Here is a 19,800-nt window from a genome sequence, read left to right as displayed (position 1 = left end):
GCACCGAAGAGTAAGAGAGGTTTGCGAAATACCAGGTCACAGCGATCTCATCAGTCACATACGACTACATCAGGCGGCTTCCGCACCGGGCTCGGCGGCGCGGCCTCCGACGGCGTCGATGAAGCGGGAGATGTGCCGGAAGACGAGCCGCGCCTCGGGGACGACGTCGGCGAGGATGGCGAAGACGTGGGGCATCCGGTTCCACTCCTCGTAGGTCACCGGGACGCCGTTGTCGCGGGCGCTCAGGGCTACCCTGCGGGCATCGTCCCTGAGTACCTCCGTCGATCCCGTCACGATCATCAGTGGGGGGATGCCGGTGTAGTCGCCGTAGACGGGGGACACCAGGGGGTCGCGGCAGTCGAGGCCGTCGGTCCAGCGCCGGGCCAGCCAGTCGACGCGCCCGGCGGGGAGCATGGGGTCGGTCCAGGCGTTCACCCGGCGCCGCGTGTCGCTGAGATCGGTCCACGGGGACAGGCACACCGCCGCGGCGGGCAGGGGGATGCCCTTGTCGCGCAGGGAGAGGAGGGTCGCCAGGGTGAGGTGGCCGCCGGCGGAGTCCCCCGCCAGCAGGATGTCCTTCGGCGCGTAGCCGCGGTCGAGGAGGCACCGGTACGCGTCGAGCGCGTCGGCCAGCGACTCGGCGAGCGAGTGGACCGGCCCCTGCCGGTAGTCGAGGGCGAGCACCGGGCGCCGGGCGGTGGCGGAAAGCCGCCAGGTGATGGGGCGGTGCGTGGCGGGAGAACAGATGAAGTAGCCGCCGCCGTGGAAGTACAGCAGGACCTTGCTCTCGTCCAGGTCGGCGTCGCCGCGGACCCACTCGCCCGAGCAGGCGCCGAACCGCTCGGGGGCGATGGACACGTGCTTGGGAAGGATGCCGGGAACGCGTTCGCCGAAGCAGATCAACCTGCTGGCCACGGCCATGCCGGCGGTGTTTCGGAGGAGGAGGGTGGAGATCGGCTTCATGGTCCCGCGGAGCACTCCGTTGAGCGCGGCGGCCTGCCAGCTGACCGGATATTCCGGACGAACGTCCATATTGATCTCATCCGGCATGAAACCTCCCATAAGGTAGGTACTCGTTCTACCGGTCGCTATGTTTCTCCTGTCTTACGGCGGCGTTACAGTGTGGTAACGGTCACAGTCGAAGGATCCCCCAAAAAGTGGCCAGGTATTCCAGACGCCCCCTGCCGAAAGCATCGCCGATGATCTAAGATCGCCACGTCCCCGTCTTCGGAGGTGCGCGACCCTTTATCTACGACTGGTGGGATACGGCTTCCGCAAGCACGCGGCCTACTGGGCCGCCGCGGCGGCCGGGGCGTTCACCAACACGGTCTTCGGAGTCCTCCGCGCGTACGTCCTGATCGCCCTCTGGCGCTCCCGGCCCGGCCTCGGCGGGTACGACGTCACCGACGCGGTCACCTACTGCTTCCTCACCCAGGCGTACATCGGGCCGATGCAGGTCTTCGGCGGCGGCCTGGAGCTCCCCCAGCGGATCCGCAGCGGGGACATCGCGCTCGACCTCGTCCGCCCGGCGTCGCTCCAGCTCTGGTGCCTGTCGGAGGACCTCGGGCGGGCGATCTACCTGTTCCTCGCCCGCAGCGTCCCGCCCACCATCGCGGGCGCGCTGCTGTTCGGCATCGTGACCCCCGGCGACGCCGGCACGTGGGCGGCTTTCGGGGTGAGCTTCCTCCTAGGGGTGATCGTCAGCTTCGGCTGGCGCTACCTGGTCGCGCTCGCCTCGTGCTGGGTCCTCGACGACCGGGGCCTGTCCGTGATGTCGATGGTCCTCACGACGTTCTTCAGCGGCCTGATGCTGCCCCTGGTCCTCTTCCCCGGGTGGCTCGGGACGCTGGCCCGCTCGCTGCCGTGGGCGGCGATGGTCCAGGTGCCCGCCGACGTGTATCTCGGCAAGACCGGCGTCGCCCGGGCCCTCGCCTTCCAGGCGTTCTGGGCGCTGACCCTGCTCGGCCTCGGGGCCCTCGCCACGACGGCCGCCCGCCGGAAGGTGGTGATCCAGGGTGGTTAGGACCTACGCGCTGCTCGCGTGGACGTGGACCCGTGCCGCGGCGCAGTATCCGCTGTCGTTCACGCTCATGACCCTTGGCGGATTCGTGCTCGGCGGCCTCGACGCGGCCGTCATCTGGGTCATCTTCGCCAACACCACCACGCTCGGCGGTTTCGGCCTCTCCGAGGTCATGTTCCTGTACGGCACGGCCGGCCTGGCCTTCTCGGTCGGCGACCTGATGTTCAGCAACCTGGACCGGATCAGCCAGCACATCAAGGCGGGCACCTTCGACGCCATGCTGATCCGCCCGGTGAGCCCGTTCGTGCAGGTCGCGACCGACCGGTTCGTGCCGCACCGGATCGGCCGGGTCCTCCAGGGGGCGGTGGTGCTGGGAATCGGCCTCTCCGGCGTCCACGTGCCCCTGGGACGGGCCTGGATGATCCCGGTGATGGTCCTGTCCGGCGTCGTGATCTTCACCGCGATCTGGGCCCTGGGCGGCGCGGCCCAGTTCCTGCTGACCGACGCCCCCGAGGTGGCCAACGCCTTCACCTACGGAGGCGGCACGCTGGTCCAGTACCCGCTGAGCGTCTACGGCGACAACCTCGTCCGCGGCGTGACCTTCGTGCTGCCGCTGGCGTTCGTCAACTGGCAGCCGGGGCTCTACGTCCTCGACCGGGAGGACCCGCTCGGCCTGCCGCACTGGCTGCGCTTCCTCTCCCCGGCCGCCGCCCTGGCGCTGGCGCTCGTGGCCGGGCTCGCCTGGCGCGCCGGGATCCGCCGCTACCGATCCACCGGCAGTTAGAAAGAGACGCGGTTAGAAGAGACGGGGAGCCTAATGATCATTGAGGTCGACCGGGCCGGGCGGACGTTCAAGGTCCGCGGCTCGGTGGTGCATGCCGTACAGGACCTGTCCTTCGGCGTGGAGGCCGGCGAGTTCGTCGGCTACCTGGGCCCGAACGGCGCCGGGAAGTCAACGACGATCAAGATGCTCACCGGCATCCTGGCCCCCACGTCCGGCCACGTGCGGGTGGACGGTCTCGACCCGTCCCGCCGCCGTACGGCTCTCGCCCGCAGGATCGGCGTGGTCTTCGGCCAGCGGACGACGCTGTGGTGGGACCTGCCGCTGAAGGACAGCTTCGAACTGATCCGGCTCCTTTACAAGGTAGATCGCAAGGCTTTCCGGGAGCGGCTGGACGAGTTGTGCTCGCTCCTCGGCATGGGCGAGTTCCTCGCGACCCCGGTGCGGCAGCTCAGCCTGGGGCAGCGGATGCGGGGAGACATCACCGCCGCCCTGCTCCACGACCCGGCGGTGCTCGTCCTCGACGAGCCGACGATCGGCCTCGACGTCGTCAGCAAGGCCGGCGTGCGCGACTTCCTGCGCCGGCTGAACGCCGAGCACGGCACGACCGTCCTGCTGACCACGCACGACCTGGGCGACATCGAACGGCTCTGCCGGAGGGTGATGCTGATCGACCACGGCAGGCTGGCCTTCGACGGCACCGTCAGCGACCTCTGCGGCGAGACCTCCATCGAGGACGCCGTCGCCCACCTCTACCTCAGTAGCCGGGAGTCTCCTCGTACTCGTCCTCATCGTCCCGCGCCGGACCCGCCCAGCGTGACGGCATGAGCACGGGGAGGAACAGTGCCACGCCCAGCATGCCGTACACGCCGGTGGACAGCAGGGTGAGCATGCCCTTGCCGGCCTGGATGAGCTCCTGCTGGACTCCCGCCCCGGTGGGGACCAGGGACGCGGCCCGCGAGACGTCGAGGACGTACACCACGGTCCAGGCGAGCAGGGCCATCGAGGGGACGAACGTCGCCAGCGGGGACACCCGCCCGACGAGCACCAGGCCGACCACCAGACCGGCCACCGCCATCACGCCGATGGCGATCAGGAGCCGGGCGTCCTTGGCCGGGTCCAGGTTCTGGGCCGCGCCGCGGACCGCCTCCTGGGCCGCCCAGCCACCGCCGAGAAGGAGAGCGGCCGCGACGACGACACCCGCCAGCAGCCCGAAGAAGTGCCGCATTCACACCGCCTTGTGAGAGGTTCGCGGCAACCCTAGCGACAAACCTCCGTAAAGAGCACCCCACTCATGCGGTTATGTCCTTGCTTGTGAAGCGGGACCATGCGATGGAGCCGAAAACCACGATGTAGGCCGCGAAGGCCAGCAGGCCGCGGCCCAGGTCGTCGGTCGCCATCGGCGCCCGCAGCGCCCCGTTGAACGAGCTCCACCACGACGTGAGCAGGTAGGGCCGGATGGCCGAGATCTGCGGGATCGCGCCGAGCACCTGACCCACCACGACGAGCACGACGCTCGCCGCCACCGCGCCTATCGGCGCGTCGGTCAGTGTGGAGACCGCCAGGGCGATCGCGCCCAAAGCCGCCATCCCCGCCGCCGCGTAGAGCACGACGATCCCCACGCGGAGCAGCCCCTCGGCCGCCGGGATCGTCGTGCCCGACAGCAGCGTCACCGGCCCCACCGGGAACAGCGCCAGCCCCACGGCGAGGGCCGACAGCGCGACCACGGCGCACGCGGCGAGGCAGTAGATCACGATGTTGACGTACTTCAGGACCAGCAGCCGTGTCCTCCCCGCCGGGGCGGCGAGCAGGTAGCGGAGCGTCCCCTGCGCGGCCTCGCCCGCGATCGCGTCCCCGGCCACCACCGACACCGCCAGCGGGAGCACCAGCGGCAGCATGATGAAGAACGCGGCGAACGTGAGCACGAGCCCGTTGCCCGCCACCTGGCCGATGATCGAGCCGGCGTCGTCCCCCGCCGCGACGCGGACCGCCACCCCGATCAGCACCGGCACCGCCGCGAGGACGCCCAGCATCGCGAGGTTCCGCGGCCGGCGGAAGGTCAGCCCGACCTCCGACGCCAACAGCCTCATGTCATGCCTCGACATCGAAACCCTCCCCCGTCAAGCCGACGAAGACGTCCTCCAGAGTGGGCCGCACGACCGTGAACCCCCGGACGGCCACGCCCCCGTGGACGAGCAGGGCGCAGATCCGCTCGGGGACGGCGTCGCCGAGCTCGGCGGTGGCCTCGCCGTCGCCGATCAGGACGCCGGCGAGCCCGGCCCCGTCCAGCACCGCGGCCGCCTCCTTCACGTCCGGTGTCTCCACGCGGAGCCGGGGGCGGCCGCCGCCCGACCGGAGCCCGGCGAGCGAGCCCTGCGCGACCAGCCGGCCCGTCCGCATGACGGCCGCGTGGGTGCACATCTGCTCGATCTCGGCGAGCAGGTGGGAGGAGACGAACACGGTGGTGTCGCCCGCCGCGATCTCCTTGATCAGCGCGCGCACCTCCCGGGTGCCCTGCGGGTCGAGGCCGTTCGTCGGCTCGTCGAGCACCAGCAGGTCCTTCGGACGCAGCAGCGTGGCGGCGATGGCGAGCCGCTGGCGCATGCCCAGCGAGTACGCCCGGTACCGCTTGCGGGCGGCGGCGCTCAGCCCCACCCGTTCGAGCGCCTCACCGATGCGGCTCCTCGCCGTCCGGGCGTCGGCCCCCGGGTCGGCCGCGTCGAAGCGGCGCAGGTTGGCCTCGCCCGACAGGTACGGGTAGAACGCCGGCCCCTCGATCAGGGCCCCCACCTCCCCGGCGACCGAGAAGCCGCCGGAGGTGGGGGCGACGAGGCCGAGCAGCATGCGGATCGTCGTCGTCTTACCCGAGCCGTTCGGCCCGAGGAACCCGAAGACCGACCCGCGCGGCACAGCCAGGTCGAGTTGGTCGACGGCGACCTGCCCGCCGCGGAAGCGCTTCGTCAGGCCGGTGGTCACGATGGCGTGATCGCCCATGACGGGCGGGGGCGCCCCGACGAGCGCCCCCGCTTCGGTCACCGCACTCATCCGGCCGCGCCCGCCGCCCTGTAGAGGACCTCGGGGGTGACCGCGCCCGCGATCAGCCGCCCGTCGTCGGTCACCAGGGCCGAGAGGAGCTTGCTGCGCAGCAGCCGGCCGCTGCCCCAGGGCCCGCTGACCGGCGTGGCCGACTTCAGCACGCTCGCGAACGCGTCGGAACCCTTGGATCCCTCGGCCCCCTCTGAGGGGACGGGCGTCACGATCACGCTCTCCCAGCCCGAACCCACGACCCGTGCCCCGTCGGCCGGGCCCGGCTTCCCGTCGCCGGGGAGTGACGCGGAGGAGCCTTCGACGACCTTCGCCCCGGGCGGCGGCGTGAACGTGAAGTTCTCCGGAGCCGGCGGGGAGAACGTGACGGAGTCGAACCCGACCTCGAAGGCGGGCTCGGCCGCCCCCTTGGCGTACACCTGGACCCGGAGCGGGATCAGCGTCTCCCCGTCGAGCGCCACCCTGACGTCCTTGACCAGCGAGGTTGCCGCCTTCGGCGTGAGGACGAGCTCGTAGGAGGCCCGGCCGGCCACCGTCGCGTCGTTGCCGACGCTGATCGTGGTGTTCCCGCCCGCCGCCTTGAGCGCCTCCTCCGCGGCCTTCTGCGGCGTCGGGATGGACGGCAGGGGTGAGGGGGCGGCCTTCTCACCGGCGGGGATCTTCAGGTGGGTCGCGCTGTTGGCGCCGCCGTCCCAGAGCCAGACCTGGTCGCCGTCGGCGATGACGTCGGTCTCGCTCATCTCGCCGGGCAGCATGACCCGGGCCTGCCCCGGCCCGCCGTACCAGACCTTGAGCTGGTGCGAGCCCGACAGCAGGGAGGTGGGCGAGCTCCCGCCGCCGCCCACCCCCGGCAGTGCCGGGAGGCCGAGGGACGCGGTCTCCACGATGGTCCCGGACATCGGGGGGACCCGGCCGGGCTGCCACTTCTGCGCGGCGTCCGCGAGCAGTTGCTGAGCGGTGCGGTCCGGAAGGGACGGGTCGCCCTGGACGGCGGCGATCACCGGGCCCGTCCCGACGGCGGCCACCACGACCGCGACGGCGGCGATGGGCACTCCCCATCTCACGGCGCGTGCTGCCTTCGACATGTCACATCTCCACTATGGTCGGCGAACCTGACAACCGCAGCCTGCGCGATCGTTCCTGTGCCGACGCTGAGACAGCCTGAGAGAGCTCTCAGCCACGCCGGCCCCGGAGAGGACAAGATGGGGCAATGCGAGTGCTGGTGGTCGAGGACGAGCGGCGGATGGCGGCGGCGCTGCAACGGGGGCTGCAGGCGGAGGGGTTCGCCGTGGACCTGGCCTACGACGGCCGCGAGGGTCTGCACCTCGCCCGTGTGGGAGAGTACGACGCGGTGGTGCTCGACATCATGCTGCCGGGGATGTCCGGCTACAACGTGTGCAAGCAGCTTCGCGCCGAGGAGAACTGGGTGCCGATCCTGATGCTGTCGGCCAAGGACGGCGAGTACGACATGGCCGACGGCCTCGACCTCGGGGCTGACGACTACCTCACCAAGCCGTTCTCCTACGTCGTGCTGGTCGCGCGGCTCCGGGCGCTGCTGCGGCGCGGCGGGGCCCGCCGCCCGGCCGTGCTCACGGCGGGCGACCTCTCCCTCGACCCGGCGCGGCGGCTGGTGACCCGTGGCGGCGCCCCGATCGAGCTGACCCCCCGCGAGTTCGCCCTGCTGGAGTTCCTGCTGCGGCGGCACGACGAGGTCGTGTCCAAGACCGAGATCCTGGAACACGTGTGGGACACCTACGACACCGACCCGAACGTGGTCGAGGTGTACGTCGGCTACCTCCGCCGCAAGATCGACGCGCCGTTCGGCCGCAACGCGCTCCAGACGGTCCGAGGGGTCGGCTACCGGCTGGCCGGCGATGGCGGCTGACCCCGTGGCCGATCCCGTGGCCGGTCCCGTGGCATGGTGGCGGCGCAAGAGCCTGCGGTTCCGGCTCACCGCCACCGCCTCCGCCGTGCTCGCCCTCGCGCTGGCCGCCTCCGCGTACGTCTTCGTCGGCGTGCTCGGCCGGGCGCTGCTGACGACGATCGACGACGAGGTGTACCGGCGCGGCCGTGAGGTGGTCGCCCTCGCCGACGCCGGTCGCCTGTCCGACCCGGTGGTCACCGTGGACAACACGATCATCCAGGTGCTCGACCCGGCCGGGCGGATCGTGAACGCCACCCCCAACACCGACCGCCTCGTCCCGCTGCTGCCGCCGCGCGAACGGGAGGCCGCCGCGCGCGCCGCGGCCCCCCGGTTCGTGGACGGCAGGCCGTACGCGCTGCCGGGGCCGCTGTGCGTCAGGGTGCTGCGCGCGGACGGCGGCACGACGGTGATCGCGGCGCGGTCCTTCTCCGAGATCGGCAACGCGCTGACGACCACCGCCCACGTGCTGATCATCGGCATGCCGCTGCTGCTGGCGCTGCTGGCCGCCGCGTCCTGGCTGGTCATCGGCCGCACGCTGCGCCCGATCGCGCTGCTGCGCCGGGGCGCGGCCGAGATCAGCGGGACCGAGCGCTCCCGGCGGCTGCCCGTGCCCGAGGCGCGCGACGAGGTCCACTCGCTGGCCGCCACCCTCAACGACATGCTGGCCCGGCTGGAGGAGGCCGACGCCCGCCAGCGGGCGCTCGTCTCCGACGCCGCCCACGAGCTGCGCAGCCCGCTCGCCAGCATCCGCCTCCAGCTGGAGGTGGCGCTCAGCCATCCGGAGGGACAGGACTGGAGGGAGACCGCGGAGGGCGTCCTGGAGGACACCCTCAGGCTTGCCCGCCTGGCCGAGGACCTGCTCGCCCTCGCCCGGCTCGACGAGGGCCGTCCGGCGCGCCGGGAGCCCGTGGACCTCGCCGATCTCGCGGTCCAGACCGCCGAGCGGTACGGCCTGACCCCCGAGATCGCCTCCCCCGCGACCGTCCTCGGCGACCCCCTCGACCTCGGGCGGGTGCTGACCAACCTGATCGACAACGCCGTACGGCACGCCGCCACGACCGTGACGGTCGCGCTGCGCGCGGACGCCGGGACGGCCGAGCTGGCCGTGACCGACGACGGCCCCGGCATCCCGGCCGAGGACAGGGAGCGGGTCTTCGACCGGTTCACCCGCCTGGACAGCTCGCGCAGCCGCGACGACGGCGGAGCCGGGCTCGGTCTCGCCATCGTCCGGACGACGGTGGAGGCCTACGGTGGCACGGTCTACCTGGAGGACGCCTCCCCCGGCCTCCGCGCCGTCGTGCGCCTACCCCTGAGAAGGAGAACCACATGATCCCCTCGTACGGCAGGCCCGCGCAGGAGCTGCTGGCCGAGCTGTCCGCGCTGAAGGCCGCCGACCTTCCCGTCCGCGGCGGCAAGGTGACGGCGTACGTCTACGACACCGGCCGGCCGGAGATCCACGAGACGGCGCACCTGGCCTACGCGGAGATGCTCGAGGTCAACATGCTCGACCCCACGGCGTTCCCCAGCATGGTGGCGCTGGAGAAGCAGGTCGTCGGCGCGGTGGCCGAGCTGCTGGGGAGGCCCGGCGCCCCGGGGATCTTCACGAGCGGCGGCACCGAGTCGATCATGCTGGCCGTCAAGGCCGCCCGCGACTCCCGCCCGGAGGGCTCGCAGATCGTCCTGCCGGTCACGGCGCATCCCGCGTTCCACAAGGCCGCCCACTACCTGGGCCTGGAGGTCGTGCCGGTCCCGGTGGACCCGGTCACGTTCCGGGCCTCGGCCGCCGCGGTCGAGGCCGCCATCGGGGAGCGGACGGTCCTCGTCGTGGCGTCGGCGCCGTCCTACCCGCAGGGCGTCGTGGACCCCGTCGAGGAGATCGCCGCGCTGGCGTCGTCGAAGGGCGTGCTGTGCCACGTGGACGCCTGCGTGGGCGGCTGGCTGCTGCCCTGGCTCCGTGAGGCGGGCGCGGACGTCCCGCCCTTCGATCTCGGCGTCCCGGGGGTCACGTCGATCTCCTGCGACCTGCACAAGTTCGGCTACGCACCCAAGGGCGCCTCGGTACTGCTGTTCCGGGACGCCACCCTGCGCAGGAAGGCCTACTTCGCCTCGGCGGCCTGGCCCGGCTACACGATCATCAACGCCACTGTGCAGAGCTCCCGCTCGGCCGGTCCCCTCGGCGGGGCGTGGGCCACCCTCCAGTCGCTCGGCAGGGAGGGCTACCTGGAGCTGGGCCGTACGACGCTGGAGGCGACCCGGCGGCTGGTCAAGGGGGTCGGCGAGATCCCCGGCCTGCGGGTGCTGGGCGAGCCGGAGGCGTCGCTGGTCGCGATCGCGGGGTCGCCGGAGGTCGACGTGTTCGTGGTGTCCGACGAGGCCCGGCGGCTCGGGTGGTTCCTCCAGCCGCAGCTGTCGTACGCCGGGATCCCGGCCAACCTCCACATCACGGTCACCGGTGTCACGCTCGCGGGGATCGACGCCATGCTGGAGGTCATCGCCGCGGCCGCCGAGGCGGCGCGCCGGAAGGGGCCCGCCGTGGTCCCGGACGGCCTGCCGGAGCTGATCGCCGGGCTCGACCTCGACGCGCTCGACGACGCGACGTTCACCGAGCTCGCCGCCTCGGTCGGCATCGATCTCGGCGGAATGGACGGGTCCGGGATGGCCGTGGTCAACGCGGTGCTCGACGCCCTGCCCGCCGGGACCCGCGAGACCGTCCTCGTCCGCTTCCTGTCGGCTATGTACGCGTGAGACGGCCGACCACGGCGAGAGCCGTACGGGCGCTCGCGGCGTCGTGGACGCGGAAGACCCGCGCGCCCTGCGCGGCCGAGACGGCGAGGGTGGCCAGCGTGCCGGCGTGTCGCTCCTCGACGGGAAGGCCGCCGAGCGTCTCGCCTACGAAGTCCTTGTTGGAGACGGCGACCAGCACCGGCCAGCCGGTGGCCACCATCTCGCCGAGGCGCCTGCTGACCTCCAGCGAGTGCCAGGTGTTCTTGCCGAAGTCGTGGGCGGGGTCGATGAGGACGGCGTCCCGCCTGACCCCCAGCGATACCGCCCGCTCCGCCAGGGCCGTCGTGTAGGCGATCACGTCGCCCACCACGTCGGCGTAGGCGATGCGATGGGGCCTGGTCCGGGGCTCGACCCGCCCGGCGTGGGCGCAGACGAGACCGATGCCGTACGTCGCGGCCACCTCGGCCAGCCCGGGGTCCACGCCGCCCCAGGTGTCGTTCAGCAGGTCGGCCCCCGCCTCGGCGACGACCTTGGCCACCTCGGCCCGCCAGGTGTCCACACTGATGATCACATCGGGGTGGCGGTCGCGGACGGCGGCGACCACCTCGGCGACCCGGCGGATCTCCTCGGCCGGGTCGACCTCGTCCCCCGGCCCGGCTTTGACGCCGCCGATGTCGACGATGTCCGCGCCCTCGTCGATCAGGCGGGAGGCGGCGTCGACGGCGGCGGTGAAACCGTAGGTCGCTCCCCTGTCGTAGAAGGAGTCGGGCGTGCGGTTTACCACGGCCATGACCGCGAAGTCGCCCGGCCCGAAGGAACGGCCTCGAAGGCGCAGAGTAGACATCAGAGTGGACATCGACGTCACCCTATCTCCCTTGGAGCGCTCCAAAAGTGGCGCGCGACGATCAGGCGGCGGAGCCGCCCTCCGCGAGAGTCAGGAAGTCCTGCGCCATGACCGGCAGCCTCCGGCGGGCGTGCACCACCGCGATGATCTTCTTGAGCGAGGGGTCGAGCGCGCGGACGACGAGCCCGGCGCGGGCGGCCTGCTCGGCCATGCCGCGATACCACAGCAGGGACGCCCTGCCCTCGCGCACGGCGCGCAGCCAGCCGCCGCGCTCGTCCGACTCCACCGCGGGGATGGGGCGGACGCCGTACGTCGCGAAGATCTGGTCGAACTCCCGCCGCCTCGGGCTGCCGGGGGCGGGCAGCACGAGCCGCATGCCGTTCAGCCGGGACACGGGCACGGGGTCGGGCAGGTCGGCGCCGGGGGGCGAGATCAGCACGATCTCCTGGCGTTCGAGCGGATGGCTGACGAGGTCGGTCGGCACCGGAAGGTCGGTCAGGCCGAGGTCGGCGCGCTGCTCGCGGACCGCGCTGACCACGCCGTCACGTCCGTCGCACCGCACGATCTGCACACGGATCCCCGGATGCTCCGCCACATAGGCGGGCAGCAGGCGTCCCGCGAGCCCGGGCTCCAGGCTGGGAGTCGAGGCGATGCGGAGCTCCGCCCCGGCCGAGTGGCTGTGCGTCGCCAGCGCCTCGATCTCCCGGACGGCGTCGAGCGCCTCCCGGGCGAGCTTGACGACCCGGCGTCCCTGCGCGGTCACGACGACTCCCCTGCCGGAACGCGCGAATAGCGTCATCCCCAGCTCGCGCTCCAGATCGCGGATCGCGCGGGAAAGCGCGGGCTGCGCGATGTAAAGCGATCTGGCGGCGTCGGTCATTGTCCGGTGCTCCGCGGTGGCGACCACATAACGGAGCTGCTGCAGATTCATGCGAAAAACGCTAGGGCAGACGAGCCCGGCGAATCCGGAACATCGCAGAGATCACCTCGGCTGATTACGTATTGTGCCCGAATACTGCTACATCCGTGACGGATGTTAAATCAGTATTGTTGTGCCCCAAATATCCAGAGGGGGGCAAAGTCATGGCGCCACAGCATCCGCAATATCGGCAATATCCGCCGCCGGCCGCGCCGCCTCCCCCACCACCCGGCCCTCCGCATGCTCCGCCACCTGGCTGGATGCCGCCGGGGCCGTACGGTCCGTACGGCCCGCCGCGCTACACGCCGCCGAACTGGCGGCCGCCCAAGCGCAAGTCGGGGGCCGGTGTGCTGATCGGCGCCCTGGTCGGCGTGCTGGCGTTCGGGTTCGTGGCCTTGGTGGTCGTGGGCGCTCTGCTCAAGGCGGCGCGCAGGCCGGAGCCGGTCTCCCCGATCGCGCTGCCGACGTTCACGCACGGGTCGTACCAGCCGTCGCACCAGCCCTCTCACCGGCCCTCTCACCGGCCCTCTCACCGGCCGTCGGAGAAGCCGACGACGGCGCACACCGTCGCACCGGCGCTCAACCGGAGCCTGAAGAACAACACCGTCTACCGGGCCGGCGGCCTGCCGAAGACCAACTGTCCCGCGGGCGCCGCCAGCATCTACGACCACGCGCAGTTCAAGGCGCTGATCCTGAGAACCGGCAACTGCATGGGCCGGGCGTGGGCCCCCGCGCTGGCCCGCGTGGGGATCCAGTGGTACGCCCCCGGCTACGTGATCGCCCCGCGCAAGGGCCGCGGCGCGTGCGGCGACTACCCGCCCGCCGGGAGCAACGTGCCGTACTACTGCCCGAGCAACAGCACGATCTACGCCTCCACGTCCGCTCTCGCCAGAGAGTACGGCTCGCTGGGCGCGTGGAACGGCATCGTCATCAGCATGATGGCCCACGAGTACGGCCACCACATCCAGAGCCTGTCCGGCATCTCGGACTCCTGGTGGGAGCGGACGACGGACGCGACCTCCCGGAGCGCCCGGATGGCCCTCAGCCGGCGTCACGAGCTCCAGGCGACGTGTTTCGGGGGCATGTTCATGCGAGCGGTGTCCGCCAGCTATCCGATCACGCCCGCCCGCCGCGACACGCTCCTGTGGGCGTACGGACATCTGGGCGATCCGCCGCAGGGGCCTCGCGACCACGGCAACACGCGGAGCAACGCCGCGTGGTTCCGGCAGGGGTACACGCGCCCGCTGGCCTACCAGTGCAACACCTGGGCCGTAGGTCCCGCTTCCGTCTCCTAAAAGTTAGGCGTACGCCAGACTTGTCCGGATATGGGGGCTAGAATCCCTACCCAAGCTTTACGGAGGAGAGAGCGGTGAACCATGCCCGGCGGGGGACCCGCTGACGTCACCGTCACGGGCGGCGCGATGCCCGGCGGCGCGATGCCCGGCGGCGCGGGCGGCCCCGGCGACACCAGCGGCCCCAGCGGCCCCAGCGGCCCCAGCGGCCCCAGCGGCTCGGACAGTGCCGGCGGCTCGGACAGTCCCGGCGGCAACGGCGGCACGAGGCGGCGGCAGCGGGTGATGGCGAGGGCGCCGCGGTACGCCCGGCCGCTCACGACCGCCTCGCTCATCGGCTGGACCGCCCTGTCGGCGTTGGTCCCCGGAGCCGCGCACCTGCGGGCGGGCAAGCGCCGTACGGGATTCGTCCTGCTGGGCACGTTCGGCCTGGCGCTGGTGGCGGCGGTCGCCTTCGCCCTGCAACTCTCGGGCAACGCGGGCGCCGCCGTCCGGCCCAGCACACTGACGGCCGTCATGATCGGCGCGGGGGTGTGCGCGCTCGCCTGGTTCACGCTGGTGGTGCTGTCCTTCGTCGTGCTCCGCCCGCAGCGCCTCCCGCAGGGGGGCCAGGTCGTGGCCGGGATCGTGGCCGGTGTGCTGTGCGTGTCGGTCATGGCCCCCTTCGCGTTCACCGCGAGCACCATCAAGACGGGGAGCGAGACCCTCAACTACCTGTTCAGGCCCTCCGCTGCCGGTTCGGCCCCCTCCCCTATCAGGGCCGAGGACCCCTGGAACGGCCGCAAACGGGTGAACTTCCTGCTGGTGGGCGGGGACGCCGCCGGCAACCGGGTCGGCGTGCGGACCGACTCCATGACCGTGGCCAGCGTCAACATCGCCACCGGCAACACGGTGCTGTTCAGCCTCCCCCGCAACCTGCAGTTCGTGCGCTTTCCTCCGAGCAGCCCCCTGTCCAAGCAGTTCCCGAACGGGTTCAACGCCGAGGGTCAGGGCCTGCTGAATTCGGTATGGTACTACGCCGAGAACAATCCGCAGGTCATGGGCGGCAAGCACAAGGGCCCCGAGGCCCTGAAGGACGCCATCGGCTACACGCTCGGCCTCCCCATCGACTACTACGCGATCGTGGACATGTTCGGCTTCGCCGCCCTCGTGGACGCCGTCGGCGGCCTCAAGATCCACGTCGAGCGGGACATCAAGTGGGGCGGCCACTTCGGCACCGCGGGCACCATCAAGGCCGGCTACCGGACGCTGAGCGGTGAGGAGGTCCTGTGGTACGGCCGGTCGCGCGTGGACAGCGACGACTTCTCGCGGATGGCCCGCCAGCGCTGCGTCATCGGCGCGCTGGCGCAGCAGGTCACGCCCGCCACCGTCCTGGCCAACTTCACCAGGATCGCCCAGGCGGCGCGGCACATGTTCCAGACCGACATCCCGCGTGACCTTCTGGAGCATCTGGTCCCGCTCGGCCTGAAGGTGAAAAGCGCCAAGATCACCAGCCTCCAGTTCGTGCCGCCCCTGATCTATCCCGGCAACGCCGACTGGAACAAGGTCAGGGCCCTCGTGCGGCAGGCGATCAGGGAGTCAATGGCCGGCAGCCGCGTCGTCGCCGCCGGCACGGCACCCTCTTCGGGGACGCCTTCGGGGACGTCTTCGGCCAGTCCCAGTCCGACGGCGTCCACGCCGCTCCAGACCCCCACGCCGAACGGCAAGGCCAAGAGCCTCGCGGAGCTGTGCGGCTTCTAGCCGAACGAATTCAACAGGACACACCTGGCCACGGCCGAAGCGATTCGGCGCGGTAAGGAAAGGGAAACGAGTAATTCCAGCTCATCCGGCCGTCGGAGAGTGTCGCCCATTTGGTACGGCAAAGATGTCGGATACGTGAGGATTATTTCGCTCCGCCCCTAAGCTCGATTTCGGATTCGAGGCAAAACCGGTGGACGGGCCTTACGGGATGCACCAGGGTGGTGACGTAGCGTTAACTACTAGTCGCGGAGTGAAGTCGCCGTGCGCGTACTCATCCAGCTGCGTCCCGGTCCCGACCTGGTCGCCGCCGTCGCCGACCCGTCGGTCGTCGCCAGCGCCTCGGACGTCGCCGACGGGCTGCCCGGGGTGGTCCTGGACCACTCGTTCACGCCCGTCGCGGTCCCCCGCCCGGTTCCCGCCGCACCCGGCGGCGACCCCCTGTCGCTCAACCAGCCGCTGATCTATTCCATGGCCCCCGACGAGGCGTCCGTACTCGTCCGGGGAGAGGTCGCCGACGACGAGATCTCCACTCGCGTCTCGCTGCTGCCCGCCTCCCGCGGGGACGTCGTGGGCGTCTTCGCCGACCCGAAGATCGAGAAGACGCTCACCTGCGGCGGCGACGACCCGGTGGGCGACTGGCACGACGTGGAGCGCCTCCTCCGGGTGGCCGACCTGGCGGCCGAAGGGCTGGACGGCTCCGGCGTCGCGCTCGCCATCGCCGACACCGGGATCAACGCCGCCCACGTCACCAAGGCACTGGGCCGCGGACTGACCATCGACAAGGAGCGGAGCTGGAGTCCCTCGGGTGTCACGGGCATCCCCGGCGAGTTCGACGTCGACCACGGCTCGATGTGCGCCTTCGACGCCCTCATCGCCGCGCCGCAGGCGTCGCTGATCGACGTCTCCGTACTGCTCTCGCAGCGCTCGGGCGGTTCCGAGATCGACGGCCTGCTGTCCGACGCGATCGCCGCGTACGCCCATCTGCGCGACGTCCTGGACTCCCAGCCCGCCGAGTCGCGGGCACTCGTGATCAGCAACAGCTGGGGGTCGTTCTCACCGCGATGGGACTTCCCTCCGGGCCATCCCGGTAACTACTCGGACAACCCGGCTCATCCGTTCAACGTCATCGTGGGCAGCCTGGCCCAGGCGGGGGCGGACATCCTCTTCGCGGCCGGAAACTGCGGGAGGGAGTGCAAGGACGGCCGATGCGCCTACCCCGACCGGCCCATCGTCGGGGCCAACTCCCACGGCCGGGTGCTGTCGATCGCCGGGGTGGACACCAGCGGAGACCGCGTCGGCTACTCCTCCCAGGGCCCCGGACGGCTCACCGCCCGGAAGCCGGACGTCTGCGCGTACACGCATTTCTCCGGATCCAAGGCCTTCGGCGACGCCGAGCCGGACTCCGGCACCTCGGCCGCCTGCCCGGTGGCCGCCGGGCTGGTCGCGGCGATCCGGACCCAGTGGTCCTCGGCCGAGCTGCCTCCGAGCCAGCTCCGGACCCTGCTCCGCCGTACGGCCGATGATCGCGGCGTCGTGGGGTATGACTACGACTACGGATACGGCGTGTTGGATGTCGCCGGCATCATGGCGGCCCTCCGAAGGAGGGCGGCGAAGGCGGCCTGAGACGAGGGAGCGCCACCGTGACCAGCGTGCTCATCACCGTACGGCTCCCGCGCGACGCGACTCTCGAGTCCGCCATGCGGAAGCTGGAGCTTGCCGAGGACGAGGTGGACAGCTCCTACGGCCTCGTGCCCATCGACCCCGACGAGGGCCTGTACGCCCTGCGGGTCACCGAGGAGACCGGCCGCCGGATCCACGCGGCGGCCGGAGACTCCACCCACTATCCGGGCCCCTACTCCAACCCCCGTATCGAGCCCTACGGCCCGGCGTCCTAACGGCCGGCCGCCGTTCCGCCTCTGCGCTGCCGACGGGGGGCACGACGTCGGGCGCTCCACTGCTTCTCTGCGGCCGCCTAAAGATCTTCTATCCGCCAGCCGTTATGTGCCATAGGCGGCATTTATTCGTTCGCATTTTCGAATACGGTGCGGCATCATTGAGGCAGGCCAGGGCCGAGGGAGACGATTCGGGCCGGGAGCCATCCGAGGTCGCGAGACGGTGCCGGCGGGAGGGGGTGCGTGATGAGCAGGCCACACACCGACGCCCCGTCGTCGTCGCCGTTGTCACCACACGGCCAGGCCGCCCCCGGGCGCTCCGCCGATGTGCCGTGGTGGGCCGACGTCGAGCTGCTGGACGAGGCGGCGGCGTCCGAGTTCGACTTCACCGAACTCACTGATGAGCCGGACGACCCCCTCGATGGCGCACCTCCCTGGCTGATCGCCGAGGTCGAGGCGGCCGGTGCGGCAGCAGAAGGGGATCACGCCGCCGACACGCCAGTCGCCGACACACCGGTCGCCGACACGTCAGGGGTGCCGCCGTTGCAGCTGTACGGCGAGCCGTTCGCCGAGGTGGCGGGGGTGGCGCCGGGCGCGCTGGCGGCCGCGGGGATCGAGCGGGCGCTGCCACGTCTTTCCACGCTTCCCGACTCGCACGTCCTCGACGTGCTGGCGGCGGCTCGGCGGATGGCCTCCTGGGCCGAGGCCGTGCAGCTCAGTGCCGCGGTGGAGCTGCACGGACGGCCGGTCCGCGACCAGGCGGGCGAGGTCCTGGCCGCGTCCCGCGATCTCGTGGAGCTGACCCAGGCCTGCGTGGTGGAGGAGATGAGATAAGGGCAGCGGGAAGGTTGGCGCTGGGCCTACCGCTGAGGAGGGATTGGCGGGGGCGGCGGGGCGGTCGCCTCGGCTGGGAGCCCCACAGTTCGGCGGACGCATTGGCTCTCAGTTCCGTATGCCACTTGGAGCGGCGATGCCGAGCTGCCAGGAGAGCTCCAGCGCTTCGGGCTGGTCACCGCCGCTCAGGCGCGTGAGCTCGCCGCGCACGCCCGCCGCTGGGTCGCCACACGGGACCGGAACGGTCACGTCATTCTGCACGGCGAGATAGTCATCAACGGAGCAAGTCGCCCACAGGTCGTGCGGATCAGGAAGGCCGTCCGGGAAGTGGACGATGTCCCTCCCCCGGAACCGGCTACCGGCCCTCCGTGGCCCTGTCCGCCAAGGTCAGGGCCCGCGATCGGACATGCCGCGCGCCGTCGTGCAACCACTCGGCCTGGAGCGCCGATGTGGATCACACCCTCGCCCGCGACAAGGGCGGCCCCACCGCGTATGGCAACCTCGCCGCGCTCCACCGGCGCCACCACCGGATCAAGGGCACGGTCCCGGGCGTCCGCGTGCGGCAGATCCGCCCCGGACGGCTCCTGTGGCGCACCCGGACCGGCGACACCTACATCACCGACACCGACTGAAGATCGCGTATGGACCTGGGCTCGGCGGTGAGACTACGGTGGAGTCCGTCTTCGATGCGAGGTGAGCATGGCGGGTCAGAGCTCCGGCGGTGGGGCTCTGCGGTCGTTCTTCCAGTGGCTCTCCGGCACCGACGGGTTCGCCAGGATCGCCCCGAAGATCGTGCCGCAGGCGGATCGGCTGGTGTACCGGCTGAGCGGCGGCAGGATCCTCATGGGCGACCAGCTGATCCCGCATCTCCTGCTGACGACCACCGGCAGCAAGAGCGGCGAGCCTCGCCAGACCCCGCTGGCCTGCTGGCCCGAGCCCGGCGGCTCCTTCATCGTCGTCGGCAGCAACTTCGGACGCGAGAACCACCCAGCCTGGACGTCGAACCTGATCAAGACACCCGCGGCGAAGGTCGGCTTCCGCGGCCGGGAGATGGCCGTCACCGCGCTGCTGCTCCAAGGCGCCGAACGGGACGAGGCCTGGCGGCGCCTGCTCACCAACTGGCCGCTCTACGAGCGCTACACGGAGAAGTCGGGCCGGGAGCTGCGTGTCTTCAGGCTGACGCCGGCATGACCGCGCCGTTGTGGGTGGTGTCGGGACCGCCGGGGTCGGGCAAGTCGACGGTCTGCTCGATCCTGCTGCGCCATCTCGACCCGGTTCCGGCCCTGCTGGACAAGGACACGCTCTACGGCGGCTTCGTCGAGGCCACCCTCGCGACGCACGGCAGGCCGCCGGGCGAGCGGGAGGGCCCCTGGTATGACGAGCACATCAAGCGATACGAGTACGCCGGGCTCACGGCGACGGCGAAGGAGATCCGGGCGCACGGCTGTCCGGTGATGCTGGGCGGGCCCTTCACGAGCCAGGTCCACGACGCGGGGCTGTGGGAGAAGTGGGTCGCCGAGCTCGGGGGGCCGGATGTGCGTCTCGTCTGGGTGCGGTCGGACGCGGCCACCCTGCGGGAACGCCTCACCACACGTGGCTCGCACCGGGACGGTCAGAAGCTCGACCAGTTCGAGGAGTTTCTGAAGGCGATCAGGGTCGACGAACCGCCGGCCGTGCCGTACTTCGAGATCGACAACCGTCTCGGCGCACCATCCCTCGGCGAGCAGATAAGCCGGATCAGTTAGAAGGGGACGCGGTCGCGCATGGTCTCGCGGAGGCTCTGGA

The 19,800-nt window shown here is 71.3% G+C and carries 22 protein-coding genes; 14 read left to right on the top strand and 8 right to left on the bottom strand.

The window, feature by feature from the left end; genetic code table 11:
* Positions 1–69: 69 nt before the first annotated feature.
* Positions 70–1,032 carry an alpha/beta hydrolase gene (locus ABH927_RS12345; RefSeq protein ID WP_370020973.1) on the bottom strand — a complete coding sequence of 321 codons (963 nt, stop codon included), beginning with the start codon at positions 1,030–1,032 and terminating at the stop codon, positions 70–72.
* Between the two features lie 226 nt (positions 1,033–1,258).
* On the opposite strand from ABH927_RS12345, the gene ABH927_RS12340 reads away from it, so the two are divergent.
* Genes ABH927_RS12340 through ABH927_RS12330 form a run of 3 tightly spaced genes read left to right on the top strand, consistent with a single transcriptional unit; the run spans position 1,259 to position 3,629 of the window.
* Positions 1,259–2,023 (top strand): ABC transporter permease, encoded by a 765-nt coding sequence (locus ABH927_RS12340; protein ID WP_370020972.1) that lies wholly within the window; start codon positions 1,259–1,261, stop codon positions 2,021–2,023.
* Positions 2,016–2,804, top strand: coding sequence for an ABC transporter permease (locus tag ABH927_RS12335; RefSeq protein ID WP_370020971.1), 789 nt, complete (start codon positions 2,016–2,018; stop codon positions 2,802–2,804). Before ABH927_RS12340 ends, ABH927_RS12335 begins: the two co-directional genes overlap by 8 nt.
* A 33-nt stretch (positions 2,805–2,837) precedes the next feature.
* A complete protein-coding gene (locus ABH927_RS12330) occupies positions 2,838–3,629 on the top strand; it encodes an ATP-binding cassette domain-containing protein (RefSeq protein WP_370020969.1) in 792 nt (263 codons plus the stop codon).
* On the opposite strand, the gene ABH927_RS12325 is transcribed toward ABH927_RS12330, so the two are convergent.
* From ABH927_RS12325 to ABH927_RS12310, 4 genes are all read right to left on the bottom strand, one after another.
* Positions 3,559–4,029 carry a hypothetical protein gene (locus ABH927_RS12325; RefSeq protein ID WP_370020968.1) on the bottom strand — a complete coding sequence of 157 codons (471 nt, stop codon included), beginning with the start codon at positions 4,027–4,029 and terminating at the stop codon, positions 3,559–3,561. The two genes, ABH927_RS12330 and ABH927_RS12325, sit on opposite strands and share 71 nt — an antisense overlap.
* A 64-nt stretch (positions 4,030–4,093) precedes the next feature.
* Entirely contained in the window at positions 4,094–4,891 is a 798-nt protein-coding gene (locus ABH927_RS12320) for an ABC transporter permease (RefSeq protein WP_370020966.1), read from the bottom strand.
* A 1-nt stretch (position 4,892) separates the two neighbouring features.
* Positions 4,893–5,846, bottom strand: coding sequence for an ATP-binding cassette domain-containing protein (locus ABH927_RS12315; protein ID WP_370020964.1), 954 nt, complete (start codon positions 5,844–5,846; stop codon positions 4,893–4,895).
* Positions 5,843–6,931, bottom strand: coding sequence for an outer membrane lipoprotein carrier protein LolA (locus ABH927_RS12310; RefSeq protein WP_370020962.1), 1,089 nt, complete (start codon positions 6,929–6,931; stop codon positions 5,843–5,845). Before ABH927_RS12310 ends, ABH927_RS12315 begins: the two co-directional genes overlap by 4 nt.
* A 125-nt stretch (positions 6,932–7,056) precedes the next feature.
* Here ABH927_RS12310 and ABH927_RS12305 point away from each other — a divergent pair, with 125 nt between their 5' ends.
* The 3 genes from ABH927_RS12305 to ABH927_RS12295 are packed head-to-tail and all read left to right on the top strand — an operon-like array spanning position 7,057 to position 10,515.
* Positions 7,057–7,731 (top strand): response regulator transcription factor, encoded by a 675-nt coding sequence (locus tag ABH927_RS12305; protein WP_370020960.1) that lies wholly within the window; start codon positions 7,057–7,059, stop codon positions 7,729–7,731.
* Positions 7,721–9,100: a sensor histidine kinase gene (locus tag ABH927_RS12300; protein WP_370020958.1), complete on the top strand. Its 1,380-nt coding sequence runs from the start codon at positions 7,721–7,723 to the stop codon at positions 9,098–9,100. Before ABH927_RS12305 ends, ABH927_RS12300 begins: the two co-directional genes overlap by 11 nt.
* Complete coding sequence (locus tag ABH927_RS12295; protein WP_370020956.1) at positions 9,097–10,515, top strand: aspartate aminotransferase family protein; 1,419 nt, start codon at positions 9,097–9,099, stop codon at positions 10,513–10,515. The genes ABH927_RS12300 and ABH927_RS12295 overlap by 4 nt, the downstream gene beginning before the upstream one ends.
* On the opposite strand, the gene folP is transcribed toward ABH927_RS12295, so the two are convergent.
* The gene (gene folP, locus ABH927_RS12290; protein ID WP_370020954.1) at positions 10,502–11,350 is read right to left on the bottom strand and encodes a dihydropteroate synthase; all 849 of its coding nucleotides are present in this window, start codon (positions 11,348–11,350) and stop codon (positions 10,502–10,504) included. The genes ABH927_RS12295 and folP overlap by 14 nt on opposite strands.
* Positions 11,351–11,399: 49 nt before the next feature.
* Complete coding sequence (locus ABH927_RS12285; protein WP_370020953.1) at positions 11,400–12,269, bottom strand: LysR substrate-binding domain-containing protein; 870 nt, start codon at positions 12,267–12,269, stop codon at positions 11,400–11,402.
* 248 nt (positions 12,270–12,517) lie between these two features.
* Here ABH927_RS12285 and ABH927_RS12280 point away from each other — a divergent pair, with 248 nt between their 5' ends.
* From ABH927_RS12280 to ABH927_RS12260, 5 genes are all read left to right on the top strand, one after another.
* Positions 12,518–13,552, top strand: a complete 1,035-nt coding sequence (locus tag ABH927_RS12280) for a neutral zinc metallopeptidase (RefSeq protein ID WP_370020951.1) — start codon at positions 12,518–12,520, stop codon at positions 13,550–13,552.
* Positions 13,553–13,633: 81 nt separating this feature from the next.
* Positions 13,634–15,289: an LCP family protein gene (locus tag ABH927_RS12275; RefSeq protein WP_370020949.1), complete on the top strand. Its 1,656-nt coding sequence runs from the start codon at positions 13,634–13,636 to the stop codon at positions 15,287–15,289.
* Positions 15,290–15,550: 261 nt separating this feature from the next.
* A complete protein-coding gene (locus tag ABH927_RS12270) occupies positions 15,551–16,912 on the top strand; it encodes a S8 family serine peptidase (protein WP_370020947.1) in 1,362 nt (453 codons plus the stop codon).
* Positions 16,913–16,929: 17 nt separating this feature from the next.
* The gene (locus ABH927_RS12265; RefSeq protein WP_370020945.1) at positions 16,930–17,184 is read left to right on the top strand and encodes a hypothetical protein; all 255 of its coding nucleotides are present in this window, start codon (positions 16,930–16,932) and stop codon (positions 17,182–17,184) included.
* Between the two features lie 243 nt (positions 17,185–17,427).
* Entirely contained in the window at positions 17,428–18,015 is a 588-nt protein-coding gene (locus ABH927_RS12260) for a hypothetical protein (protein WP_370020943.1), read from the top strand.
* A 108-nt stretch (positions 18,016–18,123) separates the two neighbouring features.
* Here ABH927_RS12260 and ABH927_RS12255 read toward each other — a convergent pair whose 3' ends face one another.
* On the bottom strand, positions 18,124–18,276 hold the full coding sequence (locus tag ABH927_RS12255; protein ID WP_370020941.1) for a hypothetical protein: 153 nt from the start codon (positions 18,274–18,276) through the stop codon (positions 18,124–18,126).
* A gap of 188 nt (positions 18,277–18,464) precedes the next feature.
* Here ABH927_RS12255 and ABH927_RS12250 point away from each other — a divergent pair, with 188 nt between their 5' ends.
* The 3 genes from ABH927_RS12250 (at position 18,465) to ABH927_RS12240 (ending at position 19,760) form a co-directional block, all read left to right on the top strand.
* Positions 18,465–18,647, top strand: a complete 183-nt coding sequence (locus ABH927_RS12250) for an HNH endonuclease (protein ID WP_370020939.1) — start codon at positions 18,465–18,467, stop codon at positions 18,645–18,647.
* Positions 18,648–18,714: 67 nt separating this feature from the next.
* Complete coding sequence (locus tag ABH927_RS12245; RefSeq protein WP_370020937.1) at positions 18,715–19,206, top strand: nitroreductase family deazaflavin-dependent oxidoreductase; 492 nt, start codon at positions 18,715–18,717, stop codon at positions 19,204–19,206.
* Positions 19,203–19,760, top strand: coding sequence for an AAA family ATPase (locus ABH927_RS12240; protein ID WP_370020935.1), 558 nt, complete (start codon positions 19,203–19,205; stop codon positions 19,758–19,760). The genes ABH927_RS12245 and ABH927_RS12240 overlap by 4 nt, the downstream gene beginning before the upstream one ends.
* Positions 19,761–19,800: the final 40 nt, after the last annotated feature.

It is taken from the genome of Planotetraspora sp. GP83 (genome assembly GCF_041262585.1).
Classification (GTDB): domain Bacteria; phylum Actinomycetota; class Actinomycetes; order Streptosporangiales; family Streptosporangiaceae; genus JAOEGB01.
Note: the sequence above shows the minus strand (reverse complement) of the source record. Positions and strands in the feature narration are given on the sequence as shown.